This window comes from Mitsuaria sp. RG, assembly GCF_028369275.1.
In the GTDB taxonomy this organism is placed as follows: Bacteria; Pseudomonadota; Gammaproteobacteria; order Pseudomonadales; family Pseudomonadaceae; genus Aquipseudomonas; species Aquipseudomonas peradeniyensis.
In genome coordinates, this window is the sequence record NZ_JAQMYQ010000055.1 from 15409 (window position 1) to 35355 (window position 19947).

Genomic DNA, 19947 nt, shown 5'->3' on the forward strand with positions numbered 1-19947 from the left:
TTGCTAAATGCTGAATATTGGGCTGCTATGCAGCCCTTTCGCGGCACAAGGCCGCTCCTACAGGAATCGCTCAAGGCTTGAGTTTGGTCCGGTCGGGTGGGCGTGAGCCCCGCGTTAACACTCGGTTAATGCATCAGCGCTAAAGATGAAAAGGGCAGCCAAGGCTGCCCTTTTTTCTGTCCATAGCCGTTACACTACAGAACTCGAGCCCTTCCCGACCTGTCATACGCAGGTCGCGTCGAGGCGACCAAAGACTGCTCAGGAGTAAAGCATGCGTAAACTGATTCTCAGCGCCGCGCTGGTCGCCGCCAGCGTATTCGGTATGGCCGCCGTGCAGGCCGCGGAGCCTGCAACCGCTGGCAAGGAATATATCGAGCTGAGCAACCCGGTACCGGTGTCGGTGCCTGGCAAGATCGAAGTCGTCGAGCTGTTCTGGTATGGCTGCCCGCACTGCTACCACTTCGAGCCGGTCATCAACCCTTGGGTCGACAAGCTGCCCAAGGACGTCAACTTCAAGCGCGTACCGGCCATGTTCGGTGGTCCATGGGATGCCCATGGCCAGATGTTCCTGACCCTGGAAGCCATGGGTGTGGAGCACAATGTCCACAACGCGGTGTTCGATGCCATCCAGAACAAGCGCATGCGCCTGACCAAGCCTGAGGAAATGGCCGATTTCCTGGCCACCCAGGGCGTGGACAAGGATAAGTTCCTCGCCACCTTCAACTCCTTTGCCATCAAGGGCCAGGTCAACCAGGCCAAGGAGCTGGCCAAGAAGTACGAGATCACCGGCGTCCCGAGCATGGTCGTCAACGGCAAGTACCGCTTTGACCTGGGCACCGCCCAAGGTCCGGAAGGCGTGCTGAACGTCGCCGACCAACTGATCGCCAAGGAGCGCGCCGCTAAGTAAGCGGCGACCGCCATGCGCTTGCGTGCCACGCGAGGCATTGGCCTGCCCCAGCCGCAGGTCAACGAGCATCACCTGCGGGCCACCGGCCTGCCGGAAGATGGTCGCCTGCGGCTGCTCAGCTTCAACATCCAGGTTGGCATCAGCACTGAGCGTTATCGGCACTATGTCACCCGCAGCTGGCAGCACCTGCTGCCGCACAACGGGCGCGCCGGCAACCTGCAGAAGATCGGCGACCTGCTCGGTGACTTCGACCTGGTGGCCCTGCAGGAAGCCGACGGCGGCAGCCTGCGCTCCGGCTTTGTCAACCAGGTCGAGCACCTTGCCCAGTTGGGCGCCTTCCCCTACTGGTACCAGCAGCTCAACCGCAACCTCGGGCGTTTCGCCCAGCACAGCAACGGCGTGCTCAGCCGCCTCAAGCCCCAGCACCTGGAAGACCACCCCTTGCCCGGCCCGTCCGGCCGCGGGGCGATACTGGTGCGCTTCGGCGAGGGCGAGGATGCGCTGATCGTGGTGATGATGCACCTGGCCCTTGGCGCCAAGACCCGCGCCCGTCAGCTGGCCTACATCCGCGAGCTGATTGGTGGCTATCGCCACCAGATCCTCATGGGTGACATGAACACCCATGCCAACGACCTGATCGAGCACTCGCCACTGCGTGACCTGGGCCTGATCGCGCCCCAGGTCGAGGCCACCTTCCCCAGTTGGCGCCCCCAGCGTTGCCTGGACCATATCCTGCTCAGCCCGAGCCTGACACTCGAGCGAGTCGAGGTGTTGGCGCAGCCCATTTCCGACCACCTCCCGGTTGCCGTCGAGATCCGATTGCCTGATGCCCTGACTGTGGATACGCTGCCGGTCCTGAGTTAGTCCTGCCTGGGCGAATCCAGCACTCAAGTGTTGGGCTTTTCCGCCGAAATCCAGTGATTGCAGGACTAGATGCCACTACCCGTTGCGGATCCAGGCATGACCGAAGAAGCCGAGCGCTGGAAAGAAAAATACCTCAAGAGCATCGAGCAGCAGGAAAAGCTCGAGCGGCGCTGGGAAGCCCGTCTCGACCTGCTGCGCCGTGGCCTGGTGCGCAGCACCCTGGCGGCTGAAGGTAGCGACAAGACCGTTGACCAGTGCATGAAGGAAATGCGCGAGGTCATCCGCAGCGACAACATGGATGCCGGCCTCGCCGGGCTGATTCCACGCCTGGAAAAAGCCGTGCTCGACTCCGAGCAGCGCCGTGAGACCCGCATGAACCAGGTCAGCGAGGCGCTGACTGCACTGGTTACCCAGCTGCAGACCCTGCCGCTGCCGGGCGAGGTGTCGCGGCCGCTGAAAAAACTGGCGAAGAAGCTCGACGGTGGGGTCAGCCAGTCCCGCGAACTGCCGCCCTTGCTGGGTGAGCTCAGCGGCTTGCAGGGGCGCGCCCTGAGCGCGGTGCAAAAGCCCGAGGACGAAGCCCGCCCGGGTTTCCTGCAACGCCTGTTCGGTGGCCGTGACGAGGCCCCGGGCGAGCTGGTGCCTGCGCCTGTGGCCGTCGAAATACCTGTGCCTGCGGCGCAGGAGGCTCCCGTCATCGCGCCTGAGGCGCAGGCCAGGGATGCCGATGAACTGCATGCTCTTGCACCTGTGCCGCCTGTCACGCCTGAGCCTGCGCAGGAGCACACCGCGTCTGCCGAATTGCCCGAACCGGAACCCGAGCCGGAAATTGAACTGCCCGGTCCAGCGTTGGTTGAAACCACGCCAGTGCCCGTTGTCGAATCGAAAGCCGAACCTCAAGCCGAGGTGGAGCCCGTTGACGTAGCGGTTGCTGAGCCCGTGGCGCTTGTCGAGGACGTGCAACCCGTATCGGATGAGCTGGAACCTGCGGCAGATGAGGTTATCGGCGAAGACGGCCCTTATGCTCTCCCCGACGCGGTCGAGCCACCGTACAGCCAGGTCGCCGCCCATATCGAGCAGACCCTGATCGGCCTGCTCGATGACCTCAGCCTGCCGGAGCGCCACAAGGCCCAGGCCCTGGAGATGCGCGAGCGGGTTTCACGGGGGCTGAACTGGTACGAGCTGATTCCGGTCCTGGATGACCTGGCCGTGCTCATGCTGGCGATCACCGACAGTGGCCAGCATGAGTTCGAAGCCTACCTGCAACAGCTCAACGAGCGCCTGGAGACCTTCCAGAGCCATCTGCACGAAGCCAGCGCTGGCCATGCCGACAACAGCTCCGCCGCCCGCGAGCTGGACAGCCAGTTGCGCGAGCAGGTCGATGGCCTGCAAAGCAGCGTGCAGGGCGCCGTCGATGTCGACAGCCTCAAGCACATCCTGGAGAACCGTCTCGAGGGCCTGCTGGTGACCATGGACGATCACCAGCATGAGCGCGACCGCCGCGAACACGAGCTGGCCAGCCGCCTGCAAGGCCTGGCCGAGCGCGTGGCGAGCATGGAGCAGGAGGCCCTCGGTTACCGCGAGCACCTGGAGGAGCAGCGCCAGAAAGCCATGATTGATCCGCTTACCGGCCTGCCCAACCGTGCGGCCTGGAGTGAACAGGTCGAACGCGAGGTACTCGACTGGCAGGAGAACGGCGGTCACCTGGCCATGGCCATCCTCGACCTCGATCATTTCAAGCGCATCAACGACGGTTATGGCCACCTGGCGGGCGACAAGGTGCTGAAGATCGTTGCCGAGCAGTTGCGCAAGCGCCTGCGCGGGCGCGACTTCATCGCCCGCTTCGGCGGCGAGGAGTTCGTCCTGCTGTTGCCGCAGACTTCACCGCCGGCAGCGGCGCAGGTGGCCGAAGCACTGCGTGCGGCCATCGAAGCCTGCCCGTTCCACTTCAAGGGCGAGCGGGTAGTCATCACCACTTCAATTGGCATCAGCGCCTTCCGCTCCGGCGAGCGCAGCGACCAGGTGCTCAAGCGCGCTGACGAGGCGTTGTATCGGGCCAAGGACAATGGCCGCAATCGGGTTGAGCAGGCATAAACAAGTACCGCTTCTCTGACTCCCGGACCGTTGAGACTACGGGTGAGCGCTGACTGTTCAGCGCCTCGCCAACAGACCGACGACTGGAGTTTGAAGAATGAAAATGACCCGATTGATCATGCCGCTGCTGCTGGGCCTGGTTTTCCAGACAAGTGCAATGGCCAAGGATCAGTTCTTTACCGCACGCGTGGGTGCCGATGGCACGGTGCTGCGTCAGTGGCCCCAATGGATCAGTGAGGTCGAGCGCCGGGCGCAGCCCAATTACTTCACCCAGTACACGCTCAAGTTCAATCCACGCATCATTCAGCAAGACCCAGGCTACTGCTCGGTGTCGCCAATCGATGCCGGCAGCCATGATCGGCAGATGCATGGTCAGGCCAAGGTTATTGGCAACCCGCAGGTCACGCATGCCACGGTGATGACGCAGTTGGTGGACATGAAAGGCGCCAGCGGCGACAACTCTCTGGAGTTTCTGGTCATGTGCATTCGCTGAGCGGATGCAACGCACTCTGACGCCAAGCGGTCAGCACGTTATACTATAGCGCTGTTGCCGCTTACCTGATGACGTATTCCCGCAATGAAAAGACTCTTCACTGCCCTGCTCCTGCTGGCCCTGACAGGTTGTTCCAGTGGCCTGCGCATCGACCGCAGCCATCCCTCGGCCAACCAGGACAGCCGTATTCAGTTCGTCGTGCTGCATTACACCAATGCCTCGCTGGAGCGTTCCCTTGCCCTGCTGACCCATGGCGAAGTCAGCAGCCACTACCTGATCGGTGACGGCCCGGCCACGGTGTATCAGCTGGTGGACGAGAACCGCCGCGCCTGGCACGCCGGGGACAGCCAGTGGCAGGGTCGCACCTGGCTCAATTCCAGCTCCATTGGCATCGAGATCGTCAACGAGGGGTATACCGACACGCCGACCGGGCGGGTCTGGCATCCGTACAGCGAAGCGCAGGTGCAGGCGCTGATCGCGCTGCTCAAGGATATCGTCAAGCGCAACAACATCGATCCGCGCCACATCATCGGCCACAGCGACATCGCGCCGTTGCGCAAGCTCGACCCGGGCCCGCTGTTCCCCTGGAAGCGCCTGGCCGACGCCGGACTGGGCATCTGGCCGGATGCCGCCTCGGTGGCACGGCAACAGGCCTATTTCGAGGTCAATCCGCCAAGTGTCACCTGGTACCAGCAGCAGCTGGCGCGCTTTGGCTACGCCATCGACCAGACTGGCGAGCTGGATGTTTCCACCCGGCATGTGATCGCCGCCTTCCAGATGCGTTTCCGCCCGCAGCGCTTTGACGGTGTGCCGGATGCGCAGACTGCGGCGATGTTGCAGGTGCTCAACCGCAAGCGGTGAGACTGAGTAGCTTGACCCTGTAGGAGCGGCCTTGTGCCGCGAAAAGGGCCGCAGCGCGGCCCCAGGATCTTGAACTTGACTCAAGATTGCCGGGGCTGCTGCGCAGCCCTTTCGCGGCGCAAGGCCGCTCCTACACAGGGGATGGATCAATCCTGATAATCCATATGCCCAGCGGCCGCGCCAAGCTCCGATTCAGTTGCTATACCTTTGGTATTCAACTGGATGCCACGCATGTTTGACCTCCTCGCTTCGGTGCGTCAATTTTTCCACCGACCCTGGCTGTTGGCCGCGCTCGCGGCGTTGGCCAGTGCCGTGCTGTTGCTGGCGATCAGCGTCAACGTCGCCTTGCAGCAGATGAAGCAGAGTGAAAGCGCGCAGATGAACGCCCAGGGTGAGCGTTTCCTGGAGCGCCTGGAGCAGGTGTTCGGTCAGTTGCGCGAGGGCGTGGACCAGCTTCAGGCGCAACCCCTGCGTGGCTGTGACCCGCAGATGCTGGCGCAACTGCAGCAGGTGGCGCTGAAGTCGCGGTTCATCTACGAGGCGTCCTATGTGGAAGGCTCGCTGGCCTGTTCGAACCGCGGCGGCCAGCGGACTATCGAACCTTTGCGCAGCCCTGATATCCAGGGCCCGACCTACAGCTACTGGCTCAACACCACCACCGAGCCCAACGAGAACCTCGCGGCGCTGATGCTGGGCCGGGGCCGCTTCGTGGTGTCGACCTCCCGTGGCCATCTCACCGACGTGGTCGACCTACCCCCGGGCGGCAGCCTGCTGGTGGTGCTGGACCGGGGCACGCGGGCCATTCCGGTGCTGGGGCCGGCGCAACCCTGGCCACCGATCGCCGATTGGCCGCCGCCGCAGGGCAAGTCGCTGATCGAACTGCCCGACCGCCTGGTCTATCGCATGTCCACCAAGTCGCCGGACTACCAGCTGGTGCTGATCGCCCCTCGTGCCAGCCTGCCCCTGAAGCTCAACGGCCTGCTCTGGTTGCTGTTCCCCGGCAGCCTGGTGCTGGCGGCGTGCATCGGCTGGCTGGTGCTGCAACTGATCCTGCAGCGCCGCTCGATGAGCTCGGAGCTGCAGCAGGCCTTGCGCCGGGGCGAACTGCAGGTGCTGTACCAGCCGATCTTCGAGCTGGACAGCCGCCGCTGCGTCGGGGCCGAGGCGCTGGTGCGCTGGCGCCGCCCGGACGGCAGCCTGACCAGCCCGGAGCTGTTCATTCCCCTGGCGGAGAACACCGGGCAGATTCGCCAGATAACCGATTTCGTCCTGCAGCGGGTGCTCGAGCAACTGGGGCAGTTGTTGCGGGCCAACCGCCAGCTGTACATCTCGGTTAACCTGGCGGCCTGCGATGTCATGGCGCCGCGTATCGGCCGGGTGGCGGCGCGGCTGTTGGCCCATCATCGGGTGGCGCCCCGGCAGATTGCCTTCGAGGTGACCGAACGCGGGCTGATCGACGTGGTGGTGGCGCGGGATAACCTGCAGGCCCTGCGCGACGTGGGGCACCAGGTGTTGATCGATGACTTCGGCACCGGTTATTGCAGCCTGGCGTACTTGCAGACATTGCCCGTGGACTGCCTGAAGATCGACAAGTCGTTCATCGACGCCCTCGGCCATGACGCCGCCAGCAGCGGCGTGGCGCCGCACATCATCCGCATGGCCCACGACCTGCACCTGCGGGTGATCGCCGAGGGCATCGAGTCCGAGGACCAGGCGGTGCTGCTCAACAGCGAGGGGGTCAACTATGGCCAGGGCTGGTTGTTCGCCCATCCGCTGAACGCGCGCCAGTTTGCCGAGCTGATTACCCGGGGGCGGCGGGTGGCGGGGCGGCGGATCGATGATGAGCCTTGAGGCTGGACTGCCTGCGCCAGCCTCATCGCTGCGCAAGCCCAACACACAGCTCAGTGATTTAGCTTGCCCCTGTGGGAGCAACTGTCTTGCTCAACTTTTAGAATCTGGCGCGATACCTGTGGGAGCGGGTTTACCCGCGAAGAATCCAGCGCGGTGCCTGGCACCGGCTTCGCCGGTGTTCGCGGCGGTGCGGCGGTCCGATAAACCCGCTCCCACCGAAAATGTCTGTCAGACCGGTAAGGCCATATAGAACTGCGTGCCCTGCCCTGGCCGTGAGAACACCCCCATCCGCCCGCCATGCAGCTGGACGATCTCCTTGCACAGCGCCAGGCCCAGGCCGGCCCCGCCCTTTTTGCGCCCGACCTGCACGAACGGCTCGAAGATCCGCCCTTGCTGGCCGTAGGCGATACCTTCGCCATTGTCCTCGACGCTGATGATCACCCGCTCTGCGTGGCGCCGCGCGTGCAGGCGGATGCGCCCGCCGCTGCCGGTGTGGCGGATGGCGTTGTGCAGCAGGTTGTCGAGCACCCGATCGAGTTGCGCGACGTCGGCCTGGATACGCGGCAGCGGCGGTTCCAGCTCGCGTACCAGCTCGATCTGCTTGCCCGAAGCCTGTTCGGCAAAGCGTGCCTGGGCGCGCTCGAACAGTTCGTCGAGGGCACAGGGGGCCAGCTCCAGCTTCTGCAGGCCGCTTTGATAGCGAGAGAAGTTGAGCAGGTCGTTGATCAGTTGGGTGAGGCGCTGCATCTCCTCGGCGATGGTCTCGAGCAGGTCGTTTTCCCGCGCCTCGGGCGGGAAACTGACCCGCTCGCGCAGCAGGCCGAACGCCATGTGCATGCCGGTGACCGGCGTGCGCAGTTCGTGGGAGGCGCGCAGCACGAACTCGCTGCGTACCCGCTCGAAGGCACGCTGTTCGGTGACATCGTGCAGCACCATCACCGCGCCGAGGATCGGTCCCTCGGGGTGGCTGACCGGGGTCAGGCTGTAGGTCAGCAGGCGGGTTTCCTCATCCACCTCCAGGCTCAGGTCGTCCGGCGGGCGGTCCAGGCTGCCGCCGCGCAGCACCTGGCGTAGCTGCTTCTCCAGCTCCGGGCGCTGCAGGGCCTCGGCCAGGCTTGCGCCGAGCCGGCTCGGGTCCCAGCCGAGCTGGCGCTGGGCCACCGGGTTGAGGTGTTCCAGGCGGCCCTGGCGATCGATGATCAGCAGGCCGTCGTCGATGCTGTCGAGCACTGCCTGCAGGCGCTGCTGGCCGGCCTGCAGTTCGTCGATGTTGGTGGCCTGGTGCTTGCGCAGGGCATCGGCCATCAGGCCGAAGCGACGGGTCAGCTGGTTGAGCTCGGTGGCCTGGGTCACCGGCAGGGTGACGTCGAAATTGCCCTGGCCGACCTGGTCGGCGGCCTTGGCCAGCGCCTCGATCGGCTGGCCGAAGCGGCGGGCGATGTTGTGCGCGGTGATGAACCCGAGCACCAGCACGGTGAGGCCCATCAGCCCCAGCAAGCCGCTGATCAGCAGGGCGCGGTCGCGTGCTTTCTCCTCGCTGCGGGCGATGTGCTCCAGGGCCTGGCGGTGAGAGTCCAGCAGGTCGGTACGGACCTGGTTGAAGGTGGCGCCGAGGGGTTGGTCCACGCCCATGCTGCGGGCGGGTGCGGGGCTCTGCCGGTAGGCCTGGACGAACGCCTGGTAGTTGCTGGCGGCCTTGCTGAAGCCGGTGCGCTCGCCGCCTTGCTCCAGCCCTTGCTTGAGCAGCGTCTGGAACTGCTCCTGCAAGTTCACCAGGCTGGTCGGAACGGTGTCCTCGTCGAGGATCAGGTTCAGTTGCTCACCCAGGTTCTGGCGCAGCTTCAGGCCCAGCTCCAGGGTGTGGGTGGTGTCCTGCACCACGCGCTGCTGCAGGGCTGCCATCTGCAGCACGCTGAACAGCCCCAGCATCAGCCCCAGCAGGGCTACCGTGACCAGCGCCGAAATGCTGAGGAACAGCCGCGTGCGCAGCTTCATCGGCCATTTCATAGGTTGTACTGCTTGCGCTTGCGGTACAGGGTGGAGGCGTCGATGCCGAGGGTCTTGGCCGCCTGGTCGAGGGTGTCGCTGGTGGCCAGCACCGCGCCGATATGGGCGCGTTCCAGTTCATCCAGGCTCAGCGCCGCGCCGACCCTGGGTGCGTTGCTGACGGACTGCTCGGCCATGCCCAGGTGGCTGATCTCCACCCATTCCTGTGGGCAGATGATGCTGGCCCGTTCGATCACGTTGCGCAGTTCGCGAATATTGCCCGGCCAGCGGTAGTTGAGCAGCGCGGCCCGGGCTTCGTCGCTGAAGCCGCGGGCCGGGCGCGAGTATTCCTTGACGAAGCGGGCCAGGAAACGGTCGGCCAGGGTCAGGATGTCCTCGCTGCGCTCGCGCAGCGGCGGCAGGTGCAGGGTGATGACGTTCAACCGGTACAGCAGGTCTTCACGGAAGCGGTTCTCGCGGACCATCTCGTCGAGATTGAGGTTGGTGGCCGCCAGAATCCGCACGTCCGCCCGACGGGTGACCGGATCGCCGACCCGCTCGTATTCCTTGTCCTGGATGAAACGCAGCAGTTTCGGTTGCAGCGTGAGGGGAAAATCGCCGATTTCGTCGAGAAACAGCGTGCCACCATCGGCCTGGCTGACCCGCCCCAGGGTGCTCTCGCTGGCACCGGTGAAGGCACCACGGGTGTGGCCGAACAGCTCGCTCTCCATCAGCTCGGCATTCAGCGAGGGGCAGTTGATGGTCACGCAGGCCTTGCGCGCCCGCTTGCTCCAGCCATGGATGGCACGGGCCAGCTCGCCCTTGCCGGTGCCCGACTCGCCGAGGATGAGGATGTTGGCGTCGGTGGTCGCCACCTGGCGCGCGGTTTCCAGCACCGCCATCATCGCCGGGCTGTGGGAGTCCAGGCCGTCCTTGGGTTTGCGTACCTCGCCTTCCAGGGCTTCCAGGCGCGCCGACAGTTGTCGCACCTCCAGCTGCTTGGCGGTGGCCAGGCGCAGCTGGTCGGGGCTGCAGGGCTTGACCAGGTAGTCGGCGGCGCCGGCCTGGATGGCATCCACCGCGGTGTCGATGGCCGAGTGGGCGGTGACGATCACCACCCGCATCCAAGGTGCCTGGATGCGCATCTGCGCCAGCACGTCCAGGCCGTTGTCCTCGCCCAGGCGCAGGTCGAGGAAACACAGGTCGAACACCTGGCGCTGCAACAGGGTCTCGGCCTGGGCGGCGCTGTTGGCGGTCGCCACGCTGTAGCCCTCGTCCTCGAGGCAATAGCGGAAGGTACGCAGGATGGCGGACTCGTCGTCCACCAGCAGAATGCGGCCTTGGTTGTCCTGGGCTGATTCCATTTCCTGCGCTCCTTTGGGATTGATCTCAATTAGTGTCGGAAAAATCGGGCAAGTTGCATGGTCGATTCTGATTGATTCCACTCCATGCATGCTAGCCGCATGCCTTCATGATGGCTAAGCGGCTGATAAATATGAAGTTGATAACGGGCAATCGGCTGCTAGCCCGATCTGAGGGCCTGGAGTGGAGGCATCGCTATGAACTGGCCGAAGGCCGAGTCGTGCAAAACGCACGGCCCGATTGCGGTGCATCGTGCAGGATACGTCCCTCATCAAGTTGGGTGAATTTCATATCTTCCTGATTTAAAAGGATTTTTTGTTGTGCGTTAAGGCTGGCATGCAGGCTGCAATGACCTTTGCAGAATGGATAACAAGCACAGCAGGAGGAGCCGGCATGAATCGCCCCCAAGACAATCGTACGCAGAGCGCTGTAGTCCCCCTGCACCAGCTGTTGTTCCTCGGCATGGCCCTGCTGCTCACCTTGGCGGCAGGCCTGTTCTACCACAGCTGGCAGACCGCCCGGCTGGCCGAGCAGGTGGCGGTGCAGACCGCGCTGTTGACGCAAATGCGGGCCACCCATGCCACCACCCTGGTCAAGGCCGCCGAGCCGCTGCCCAGTGCCGACACCGCGCCTGCCGTGCTCGAGCGCGTCCAGCCCGAGGAGCGTTGGGTGTTCTGACGCCATCGACCGATTTCGCACAAGAAAAGGAGAAACATCATGCTTAGTTGGGCAATCACCTTCCTGATCATCGCCATCATCGCCGCAGTCCTGGGCTTTGGCGGCATCGCTGGCGCCGCGACCGGTATCGCGAAGATCCTGTTCATTGTCTTCCTGGTGCTGTTCGTCGCCTCTTTCTTCTTCGGCCGCGGCAGAGGTTGATGACCATGAGCAGGATGCTCCCCAAGGCCCTGGTTGTCGCGCTGCTGCTGGGCAGCGGCGCGACGGCGCTGGCGGCCAATGACGGCCAGGTCCGGGCCAACCAGTTGCTCGGCTCGGACCCCGAATACCAAAAAACCTGGCAGAAGACCCTCAAGAACGAGGAGCGCCTGCCCGAGTGGGTGATCAACCTGAGCGGCAGTTCGGCGCAGCAGATGTCGGCGGTGACCGAGGACGGCGACCAGTACCTGGTCGGGCCGTTGTGCGAGTCCGAAGGCAACTGCACCTACAAGCGCATGATCGTGGCCTTCAGCTGGGACAAGGAAGAAGCCTACGGCATGCTCGTGGAAGTGCCCGAAGGCCTGCCCGCCGACAAGTCGCCGACCCGCCATGCCAACTACCGCTGGCTGGGCAAGCCGGACGAGGGCATGAAGGCCTTGCTGCAGGAGCAGCTCAAGCGTGACCCGAACTGGTACTGACCAGCGGTCGCGCACTGTAAATAGTGTCACTAGATAGAAGCTGAACCTTTTTATCTTTCAGGCTTCTATGATGCGCCGCCCCGAGGAGGGGTGGCGCATGACCAAGGGGCCGGGCCGCTCTGACTGTTTCAGGGTCGCAGTGGCCTAGGGGTACAGGGAGTGCCTCCGTCATGGGCCGGGTCAGGAGAGGGTGGCATCGGAAGTTGCAGGTCGGTTGGGTCCGAACAGGACGATGTGACCGATCTGGCTTCCGAAGCGCCTGTAGGACTTCTTCCTTTAATACGAGCGACTTTTTACTTCAGACACATTTTGTCGCTACCGTATATCGAAATATTTTCAGTTGTCCGACAGGTCAGCTCGTGTGGCATTTCAGCCATTCGGATTGTCGAACACGCCACTTCACACCTTTCTGTCCTACTGCCAAATCGGCCTAAAAATGGCGCTTTGGTCTTGTTCGGAAATCCGAACGTTGAAAATCAAGGGCTTGGCGATGCCCGATTTTGGCTTCCGGTCTCATGCCGATTCGGCATAGGGTAGTCGTTTCCGGCATTAGACTGCCCCTCCCCACGTCGCAATAGTTGCCGCCTTTTTCCTCGGCCCGAGCGCCAGCAATGTTCGCTCGCGGTGTCCTTACAGTGGGACGCCGGACCGACCCGGCGCAACCGGAATGGCTTTTAGCCGCTCTGGCATGCGCCTTTTCGGCCGGTGCCCGTGACCACTACAACAAAGGGTAATGACATGAAGAAGGCAAAACTGAGCCTCGCCTGGCAGATCGTGATTGGTCTGTTGCTGGGCGTTGCAGTCGGCGCGCTACTGAATCATTTCAGTGCAGAAAAGGCATGGTGGATCAGCAACGTCCTCCAGCCGGCCGGCGACATCTTCATTCGCCTGATCAAGATGATCGTCGTCCCGATCGTGATTTCGTCGCTGATCGTGGGCATCGCCGGGGTTGGCGACGCGAAGAAACTGGGCAGCATCGGCCTGAAGACCATCATCTACTTCGAGGTGGTGACCACCATCGCCATCGTCGTCGGCCTGGTCCTGGCCAACGTGTTCCACCCGGGCGCCGGCATCGACATGAGCACCCTGGGCACCGTCGACATCTCCAAGTACCAGGCCACCGCGGCCGAGGTGCAGCATGAGCACGCGTTCATCGAGACCCTGCTCAACCTGATCCCGTCGAACATCTTCGCGGCGCTGATGCGTGGCGAGATGCTGCCGATCATCTTCTTCTCGGTGATGTTCGGCATGGGCCTGTCGAGCCTCAACGCCGACCTGCGCGAGCCGCTGGTGCGTACCTTCCAGGGCGTGTCGGAGACCATGTTCAAGGTCACCCACATGATCATGAACTACGCCCCGATCGGCGTGTTCGCCCTGATCGCAGCCACCGTCGCCAACTTCGGCTTTGCCTCCCTGCTGCCACTGGCCAAGCTGGTGCTGCTGGTGTACTTCGCCATCGCCTTCTTCGCCTTCATGGTGCTGGGCCTGGTGGCGCGCGTGTTCGGCTTCTCGATCATCAAGATCATGCGCATCATGAAGGACGAGCTGATCCTCGCCTACTCCACCTCCAGCTCCGAGACCGTGCTGCCGCGCGTGATCGAGAAGATGGAGAAGTACGGCGCGCCGAAGTCGATCTGCTCGTTCGTGGTACCGACCGGCTACTCGTTCAACCTCGACGGCTCGACCCTGTACCAGAGCATTGCGGCGATCTTCATCGCCCAGCTGTACGGCATCGACCTGTCCTGGAGCCAGCAGCTGCTGCTGGTGCTGACCCTGATGGTCACCTCCAAGGGTATCGCCGGCGTGCCGGGCGTGTCCTTCGTGGTACTGCTGGCCACCCTGGGCAGCGTGGGTATTCCGCTGGAAGGCCTGGCCTTCATCGCCGGTGTCGACCGCATCATGGACATGGCCCGTACCGCGCTGAACGTGGTGGGCAACGCCCTGGCTGCGGTGGTCATCGCCAAGTGGCAGGGCATGTACGACGCCGAGAAAGGCGCGGCGTACTACCAGTCGCTGGTGCTGGAAAAAGGCAAGAAAGAGGCTGTGGTGGCGGGCAAGACCGTCAACCAGTAAGCCACTGAGCTGAGCGAAGAGCCCCGACTTGTCGGGGCTTTTTGCATTCTTTTGTGGCGCATCGGGTCCTGTGGGGGCGGGTTTACCCGCGAAGCAGACAACTCGGTGGCTGGCACCGGCTTTGCCGGTGTTCGCGGGTAAACCCGCTCCCACAGAGGGCGCGGCGATTGCGCTATCATTCGGGCATTTTTCACGGGGGAACACACGGATGCTCAACGGCCTCTGGCTCGGCTTTTTCCTGGTGGCGGCCATCTCCGCCCTGGCCCAATGGCTGGTGGGCGGCAACGCCGGCATCTTCGCCGCGATGGTCGAGAGCATCTTTGCCATGGCCAAGCTGTCGGTGGAGGTCATGGTCCTGCTGTTCGGCACCCTGACCCTGTGGCTGGGCTTCCTCAAGATCGCCGAGAAGGCCGGCATCGTCGAATGGCTGGCCAAGGTCCTCGGCCCGCTGTTCGCCCGGTTGATGCCGGAAGTGCCGCCCGGCCACCCTGCCCTGGGCCTGATCACCATGAACTTCGCCGCCAACGGCCTGGGCCTGGACAACGCCGCCACGCCCATCGGCCTGAAGGCCATGCGTTCGCTGCAGGAGCTCAACCCCAGCAGCACCACGGCAAGCAATGCGCAGATCCTGTTCCTGGTGCTCAACGCCTCGTCGCTGACCCTGCTGCCGGTGACCATCTTCATGTACCGCGCCCAGCAAGGCGCGCCCGATCCGACCATGGTGTTCCTGCCGATCCTGCTGGCTACCAGCTGCTCGACCCTGGTCGGCCTGCTGTCGGTGGCGGTGATGCAGCGCCTGCGCCTGTGGGACCCGGTTGTGCTCGCCTACCTGATTCCCGGCGCCCTGTTGCTGGGTGGTTTCATGGCCTTCCTCGGCACGCTGTCGGCGGCCGCGTTGGCCAGCCTGTCGTCGATCCTCGGCAACCTGACGTTGTTCGGTGTGATCATGCTGTTCCTGGTGATCGGCGCATTAAGGCGGGTTCAGGTGTACGAGGCCTTTGTCGAGGGCGCCAAGGAGGGCTTCGACGTGGCCAAGAGCCTGTTGCCCTACCTGGTGGCGATGCTGGTGGCGGTCGGCGTGCTGCGTGCCTCGGGCGCCCTGGAGCTGGCCCTGGACGGCATCCGTCACGCGGTGACCTGGATGGGCCTGGACACCCGCTTCGTCGAGGGCCTGCCCACCGCGCTGGTCAAGCCGTTCTCCGGCAGCGCGGCGCGGGCCATGCTGATCGAGACCATGCAGACCCAAGGCGTGGACAGCTTCCCGGCGCTGGTGGCGGCGACCGTCCAGGGCAGCACCGAGACCACCTTCTACGTGCTGGCGGTGTACTTCGGCGCGGTCGGCATCCAGCGCGTGCGCCACGCCGTCGGCTGCGCCCTGCTGGCCGAGCTGGCCGGGGTGATCGCGGCGATCTTCGTCTGCTACTGGTTCTTCGCCTGAGCCTGGCTGACGGTCCAGTCGATCACCTGGCGCGCCAGCTGGTCGCTGGCCGCGCCGAAGCCGGCGACCACCGCTGACACCTGCTGTTCACCCAGCGCCTGGCGCACCTCGAAGCGTTTACTCGCGAGGATGCGCTGGCTGCGGCCCTGCACCAGCCGCGCGTCGTAGCGGATCACCACCTCCACCGCACCGCCCGGGCGGTATTCGCTCTGGAAGGCCTGTAGCTCGCCGCCCAGCTCGTAGTCGGCCTGCAGGTTGCTGTCATCGGCGCTCAGGCGCTGCACCCGGCCATCGCGCTGGAAACCGTCGAGCAGGCGGTTGCGCACCAGCATCGGTGTCGGGTCGCTCCAGCGTGCGCCCTTGTAGCTGCTGATCACGTCACCTTGGGGGATCACCGCGATACGCGGCCCGGCCAGGGCTTCGCTGGCCAGCGGCTTGTTCAGGCGCAGCGACCAGTCCAGCGGCGCGGCGGCGCGGGCCGACTGGTTCACCGGCAGGCGGTAGATATCCACAGGCTCGCTCTGTGGCAGGATCGAGCAGGCCGATACCAGGCTCAGCGTGGCGGCGGCGAAGGCCAGGCGCAGCGACGGGATCATGGCTGGAACTCCTTGTTGTTGTCGCGGCCCAGCAGGTAGCCGCTGGGGTCGGCTTCCAGGCGCCGGGAGATGCCCTTGAGCGAATTGAGGGTCTCACGCAGTTCGCGGATCGCCGGGGCGATCTGGTTCAGGCCCTGGGCACCGTCGTCCAGGGACTGGCGGTTGTCCTGCAGCAGGCTGTTGATGGTGGCGGTGCTTTCGGCCAGCGACTGCATGGCCTGCTCGGCGCTGCCGATGGCCTGCTTGCCCTGGGTGCCGAGCAGGCCGTTGGCATTGCGCATCAACGCCTGGGTTTCGGCCAGGGTGGCGTTGGCCTGCTTGCCGACCTGGGCCAGTTGCTCGATGGCGTCGGCGATGCCGCCCTTCTGGCTGGCGAAGGCGCCGGTGGTCTGCTCGAGATTGGCCAGGGTGTTGCTCAGGCGTTCGATGTTGCTTTCGGAGAACATCAGGTTGGCGTTGTGCAGCAGCAGGTTGATGTTGGTCACCAGGTCGCTGCTGTCGTTGAGCAGGCGCGAGATCGGCGAGGGCGAGGCGACGATCACTGGCAGCTTGCCGTCCCTGCCCTTGAGTTCGGGGCTCTGCGGGGTGCCGCCGCTGAGCTGGATGAATGAGTTGCCGGTCACTCCGGCCAGGGTCAGCTTGGCCTGGGTGTCCTCCTTGACCGGCGTATCGCCGCTCAGGCGTACTCGGGCCAGCACCCGGCGCGGGTCTTTCGGGTCCAGGCGTAGGCTGCTGACGTCGCCGACCTTGATGCCGTTGTACTGCACCGGGCTGCCGCGGGACAGGCCGGAGACCGCCTCGTTGAACACCACTTCGTAGTCCTTGAAGGCGTCGTCGACGCTGGACTTGGTCAGCCACAGGCCGAACAGCATGGCGCCGGCCACCACCAGCACGGTGACCAGGCCGATCAGGACATGATGAGCTCGGGTTTCCATCGTTCAGCGCTCCTGGCGGGCGCGCAGGGCGGCGTCTTCGGCCGCCCGGCCACGCGGGCCGTGAAAGTATTCGTGAATCCAGGGGTCGTTGGTCTGCTCGACCTCGGCCAGGGGCCCTGCCACCAGCACCTTCTTCTGCGACAGCACCGCCACCCGGTCGGTGATGGTGTAGAGGGTGTCCAGGTCGTGGGTAATGAGGAACACCGACAGCCCCAGGGCATCGCGCAAGGTGAGGATCAACTGGTCGAAGGCGGCGGCGCCGATCGGGTCGAGGCCGGCGGTGGGCTCGTCGAGGAACAGGATGTCCGGGTCCAGGGCCAGGGCGCGGGCCAGGGCGGCGCGCTTGATCATGCCGCCGGACAGCGACGCCGGGTACTTGTCGGCGGCGCTGATCGGCAGCCCGGCCAGGGCCAGCTTGACCCCGGCCAGGTGCTCGGCGTCGGCCCGCGACAGCCCGGCATGCTCGATCAGTGGCAGGGCGACGTTCTCGGTGACGGTCAGCGAGGAGAACAGCGCGCCCTTCTGGAACAGCACGCCGAAGCGGCGTTCGACCAGCGAGCGCTGGCTTTCGTCGAGGGTGGCCAGGTCCTGGCCGAACACCTTGACCGTGCCTTCGTTGGGCCGGCGCAGGCCGACGATGCTGCGCAACAGCACCGACTTGCCGCTGCCCGAGCCACCGACCACGGCGAGGATCTCGCCGCGGTACAGATCCAGGTCGAGGTTCTCGTGCACGCTCTGGCTGCCAAAGCGGTTGCACAGGCCCCGGGCTTCGATCACGGCTTCAGTCACCAGCCCATCTCCATGAAGAACAGCGCGGCCACCGCATCCAGCACGATCACCACGAAGATCGACTGCACCACGGCAGACGTGGTGTGGGCGCCCACCGACTCGGCGCTGCCGCTGACCTTGAAGCCTTCCAGGCAGCCGATGGCGGCGATCAGGAAGGCGAAGAACGGCGCCTTGGCCAGGCCCACCAGGAAGTGCTGCACGCCGATGTCGCTCTGCAGCAGTGAGAGGAACATGGCCGGTGAGATGTCCAGGGTCAGGGCACAGACCACCGCGCCGCCGATCATGCCGCAGAGCATCGCGACGAAGGTAAGCAGGGGCAGCGCGATCAGCAGCGCCAGTACCCGCGGCACCACCAGCAGTTCGATGGGGTTCAGGCCCAGGGTGCGGATGGCGTCGATCTCTTCGTTGGCCTTCATCGAACCGATCTGCGCGGTGAACGCGCTGGCGGTGCGACCGGCCATGAGGATGGCGGTCAGCAGCACGGCGAATTCACGCAGGAAGGAGAACGCCACCAGGTCGACGGTGAAGATGGTCGCACCGAAGTCGGCCAGCACCGTGGCGCCGAGGAAGGCCACCACCGCGCCCACCAGGAAGGTTAGCAAGGCGACGATCGGCGCGGCGTCCAGGCCGGTCTGCTCGAGGTGCGCGACCACCGGGGTGACACGCCAGCGGTGCGGCTGGAACAGGCGCAGGAACAGGGTCTGCAGGATCAGGCCGATAAAGCCCAGCACCTGGTTGGTGTCCTGCCACAGCTGGTCGACGGCGCGGCCGATGCGCGCCAGCAGCAGGAGCAGCACCGGTTGCTCAGGCTCCTTGACCGGGATGCAGTAGTCCTGCACCGAGCAGTAGACGTTCTTCAGCAGCGCGCGGCTGGCGTCGGGGAGTTCGTCGGTGCAGCGCGACAGGCGCTCGGAGCCCAGCAGCTCGGCCAGCAGCGAGGCGCCGGCGGTGTCCAGGCGGCCCAGCTGGCTGAGGTCGACCTGGGTGTCATCGCCGTACTGGCTGCCCAGACGCTCGCACTCGCGCTTGAGGCTGGCGTAGTGGGCCAGGGTCCAGTCGCCGACGATGCGCAGGCGCGAGGGCTGCTCGGTGGTGTCCAGGGTGGCGCTCGGGACGGTCATAGGCTCCATGCGTCTGACTGAGGGCATAGAGGCTGATCATAGCGCAGCGGGCCGCATTCCTGTAGGAGCGGCCTTGTGCCGCGAAAGGGCTGCGAAGCGGCCCCGGCAATTTCTGCCTTGACGCTGAAATCCTGGGGCTGCTTCGCAGCCCTTTCGCGGCACAAGGCCGCTCCTACAGGGTTTTTTCAGCGGGCGGTGTCGTCCACAACCTTGAACCGCAACACCCCGATCACCTGCCCGTCCTCGGTCAGCACCCTCACCTGCCACTTGCCCACCGGATTGGCCGGGAAGTTCTGCTTGTGGGTCCAGGCCCGGTAGCCTTCCTTGCGCCCACCGTGAATATCCAGGGCGATGCGGTCGACCTCTTTGCCGTCCAGCTGCCACACATGGTAGATGCGTTCGTTCAGGCCACGGGGCGCGTTGATGGCGGTATAGGCGTACAGTCCGCCACTGCGGATGCGACTGGCAGCCACTTCGTCCAGCGAGGCGCCCGGCTGGCGGTTGAGCACTTCTGTGCTGATCGCCACATCGGTCATCCACAGCGTGGCCGGTGGCACCCAGGAACGCAGCAGCCAGCCGCCGCCGCCGACCGCCAGGGTCACCAGCACCAGGGCCACGCCGCGGCGCCAGTTGTTGATCGGGAAGCTGCTGGCCAGGCTTGGGAACGACAGCACCATGGCGGCGATCAGCGCCAGCTTGAAGCTCTGCGCGGTGGTCAGGTGCAGGATGATCGGCAGCGCCGTGAGCATCGCGGCGAACAGCGTCAGGGTGTGCAGCGCCAGGAACAGCCAGCGCCGCGGCGCCAGCCATTTGTGGTACAGCGGGTCGACGATCGAGATCAGCCCGGCGGCGCCGAGCAGGCCGGTGAAGATCAGCTGGCCGCTGTTCCAGGTGGTGGTGATGAAGAAGAACGGCAGGACGAAGAACAGGCTTTCCTGGTGGATCATCTGCGTCGCGAAGCGCAGCAGCGGCTGCGGGATCTCGCGCTTGAAGGTGCGGGCGAACAGCTCGGTGAGGGTGTTCTCCAGCATCAGCCAGATCCAGCTGACCAGCATGACGATGGCGATCCAGCTGGCCAGCCCGGCCTGGCGGTCGACCAGGATGAAGCTGCCGATCCCTGAGAGGAAACCGTAGAGCGCGATGATGCCAGGATAGCGTTTGAGCAGCTCGATGATGCGCAGGATGAAGCTGGGGATCGGGGGCATGGGTTTACAACAGGAAA

The 19947-nt window shown here is 64.7% G+C and carries 18 protein-coding genes; 11 read left to right on the top strand and 7 right to left on the bottom strand.

Annotation, left to right across the window (positions count from 1 at the left end; all coding sequences use genetic code 11):
- Positions 1-271 precede the first annotated feature (271 nt).
- The 6 genes from dsbA (at position 272) to POF53_RS22915 (ending at position 7070) form a co-directional block, all read left to right on the top strand.
- A complete protein-coding gene (gene dsbA, locus POF53_RS22890) occupies positions 272-907 on the top strand; it encodes a thiol:disulfide interchange protein DsbA (protein WP_050703203.1) in 636 nt (211 codons plus the stop codon).
- Positions 908-919: 12 nt separating this feature from the next.
- Positions 920-1771, top strand: coding sequence for an endonuclease/exonuclease/phosphatase family protein (locus POF53_RS22895; protein WP_110736018.1), 852 nt, complete (start codon positions 920-922; stop codon positions 1769-1771).
- A 96-nt stretch (positions 1772-1867) separates the two neighbouring features.
- Complete coding sequence (locus POF53_RS22900; protein ID WP_254463867.1) at positions 1868-3865, top strand: GGDEF domain-containing protein; 1998 nt, start codon at positions 1868-1870, stop codon at positions 3863-3865.
- A gap of 103 nt (positions 3866-3968) precedes the next feature.
- A complete protein-coding gene (locus POF53_RS22905; protein WP_498969569.1) occupies positions 3969-4358 on the top strand; it encodes a hypothetical protein in 390 nt (129 codons plus the stop codon).
- 84 nt (positions 4359-4442) lie between these two features.
- Entirely contained in the window at positions 4443-5219 is a 777-nt protein-coding gene (locus POF53_RS22910; RefSeq protein WP_232855476.1) for an N-acetylmuramoyl-L-alanine amidase, read from the top strand.
- 231 nt (positions 5220-5450) lie between these two features.
- A complete protein-coding gene (locus tag POF53_RS22915) occupies positions 5451-7070 on the top strand; it encodes an EAL domain-containing protein (RefSeq protein WP_232855477.1) in 1620 nt (539 codons plus the stop codon).
- 228 nt (positions 7071-7298) lie between these two features.
- Here the strand turns inward: POF53_RS22915 and POF53_RS22920 are convergent, their stop codons facing one another.
- Together POF53_RS22920 and algB are read right to left on the bottom strand one after the other, a co-directional pair.
- Positions 7299-9077 carry a KinB sensor domain-containing domain gene (locus tag POF53_RS22920; protein WP_254463869.1) on the bottom strand — a complete coding sequence of 593 codons (1779 nt, stop codon included), beginning with the start codon at positions 9075-9077 and terminating at the stop codon, positions 7299-7301.
- Complete coding sequence (gene algB, locus POF53_RS22925; protein WP_254463870.1) at positions 9074-10420, bottom strand: sigma-54-dependent response regulator transcription factor AlgB; 1347 nt, start codon at positions 10418-10420, stop codon at positions 9074-9076. The genes POF53_RS22920 and algB overlap by 4 nt, the downstream gene beginning before the upstream one ends.
- Positions 10421-10811: 391 nt before the next feature.
- Here algB and POF53_RS22930 point away from each other — a divergent pair, with 391 nt between their 5' ends.
- The 5 genes from POF53_RS22930 (at position 10812) to POF53_RS22950 (ending at position 15284) form a co-directional block, all read left to right on the top strand.
- Complete coding sequence (locus POF53_RS22930) at positions 10812-11096, top strand: hypothetical protein (protein WP_186712192.1); 285 nt, start codon at positions 10812-10814, stop codon at positions 11094-11096.
- Positions 11097-11135: 39 nt separating this feature from the next.
- Positions 11136-11297 (top strand): DUF1328 domain-containing protein, encoded by a 162-nt coding sequence (locus POF53_RS22935; RefSeq protein ID WP_008092060.1) that lies wholly within the window; start codon positions 11136-11138, stop codon positions 11295-11297.
- Positions 11298-11302: 5 nt separating this feature from the next.
- Entirely contained in the window at positions 11303-11773 is a 471-nt protein-coding gene (locus POF53_RS22940; protein ID WP_203649092.1) for an inhibitor of vertebrate lysozyme family protein, read from the top strand.
- Between the two features lie 738 nt (positions 11774-12511).
- A complete protein-coding gene (gene gltP / locus POF53_RS22945; protein WP_050703212.1) occupies positions 12512-13846 on the top strand; it encodes a glutamate/aspartate:proton symporter GltP in 1335 nt (444 codons plus the stop codon).
- A gap of 208 nt (positions 13847-14054) precedes the next feature.
- A complete protein-coding gene (locus POF53_RS22950) occupies positions 14055-15284 on the top strand; it encodes a nucleoside recognition domain-containing protein (RefSeq protein ID WP_203649090.1) in 1230 nt (409 codons plus the stop codon).
- Here POF53_RS22950 and POF53_RS22955 read toward each other — a convergent pair.
- The 5 genes from POF53_RS22955 to POF53_RS22975 all read right to left on the bottom strand — a co-directional run.
- On the bottom strand, positions 15266-15880 hold the full coding sequence (locus POF53_RS22955; RefSeq protein WP_254463871.1) for an ABC-type transport auxiliary lipoprotein family protein: 615 nt from the start codon (positions 15878-15880) through the stop codon (positions 15266-15268). The two genes, POF53_RS22950 and POF53_RS22955, sit on opposite strands and share 19 nt — an antisense overlap.
- On the bottom strand, positions 15877-16815 hold the full coding sequence (locus POF53_RS22960; protein ID WP_050703215.1) for an MlaD family protein: 939 nt from the start codon (positions 16813-16815) through the stop codon (positions 15877-15879). The genes POF53_RS22955 and POF53_RS22960 overlap by 4 nt, the downstream gene beginning before the upstream one ends.
- Positions 16816-16818: 3 nt before the next feature.
- Positions 16819-17604, bottom strand: a complete 786-nt coding sequence (locus POF53_RS22965) for an ABC transporter ATP-binding protein (protein WP_232855481.1) — start codon at positions 17602-17604, stop codon at positions 16819-16821.
- Positions 17601-18725 carry an ABC transporter permease gene (locus POF53_RS22970; RefSeq protein ID WP_498969575.1) on the bottom strand — a complete coding sequence of 375 codons (1125 nt, stop codon included), beginning with the start codon at positions 18723-18725 and terminating at the stop codon, positions 17601-17603. The genes POF53_RS22965 and POF53_RS22970 overlap by 4 nt, the downstream gene beginning before the upstream one ends.
- Positions 18726-18910: 185 nt before the next feature.
- A partial coding sequence (locus tag POF53_RS22975; protein ID WP_498969577.1) for a DUF5924 family protein occupies positions 18911-19947 on the bottom strand: 1037 nt, incomplete at its 5' end.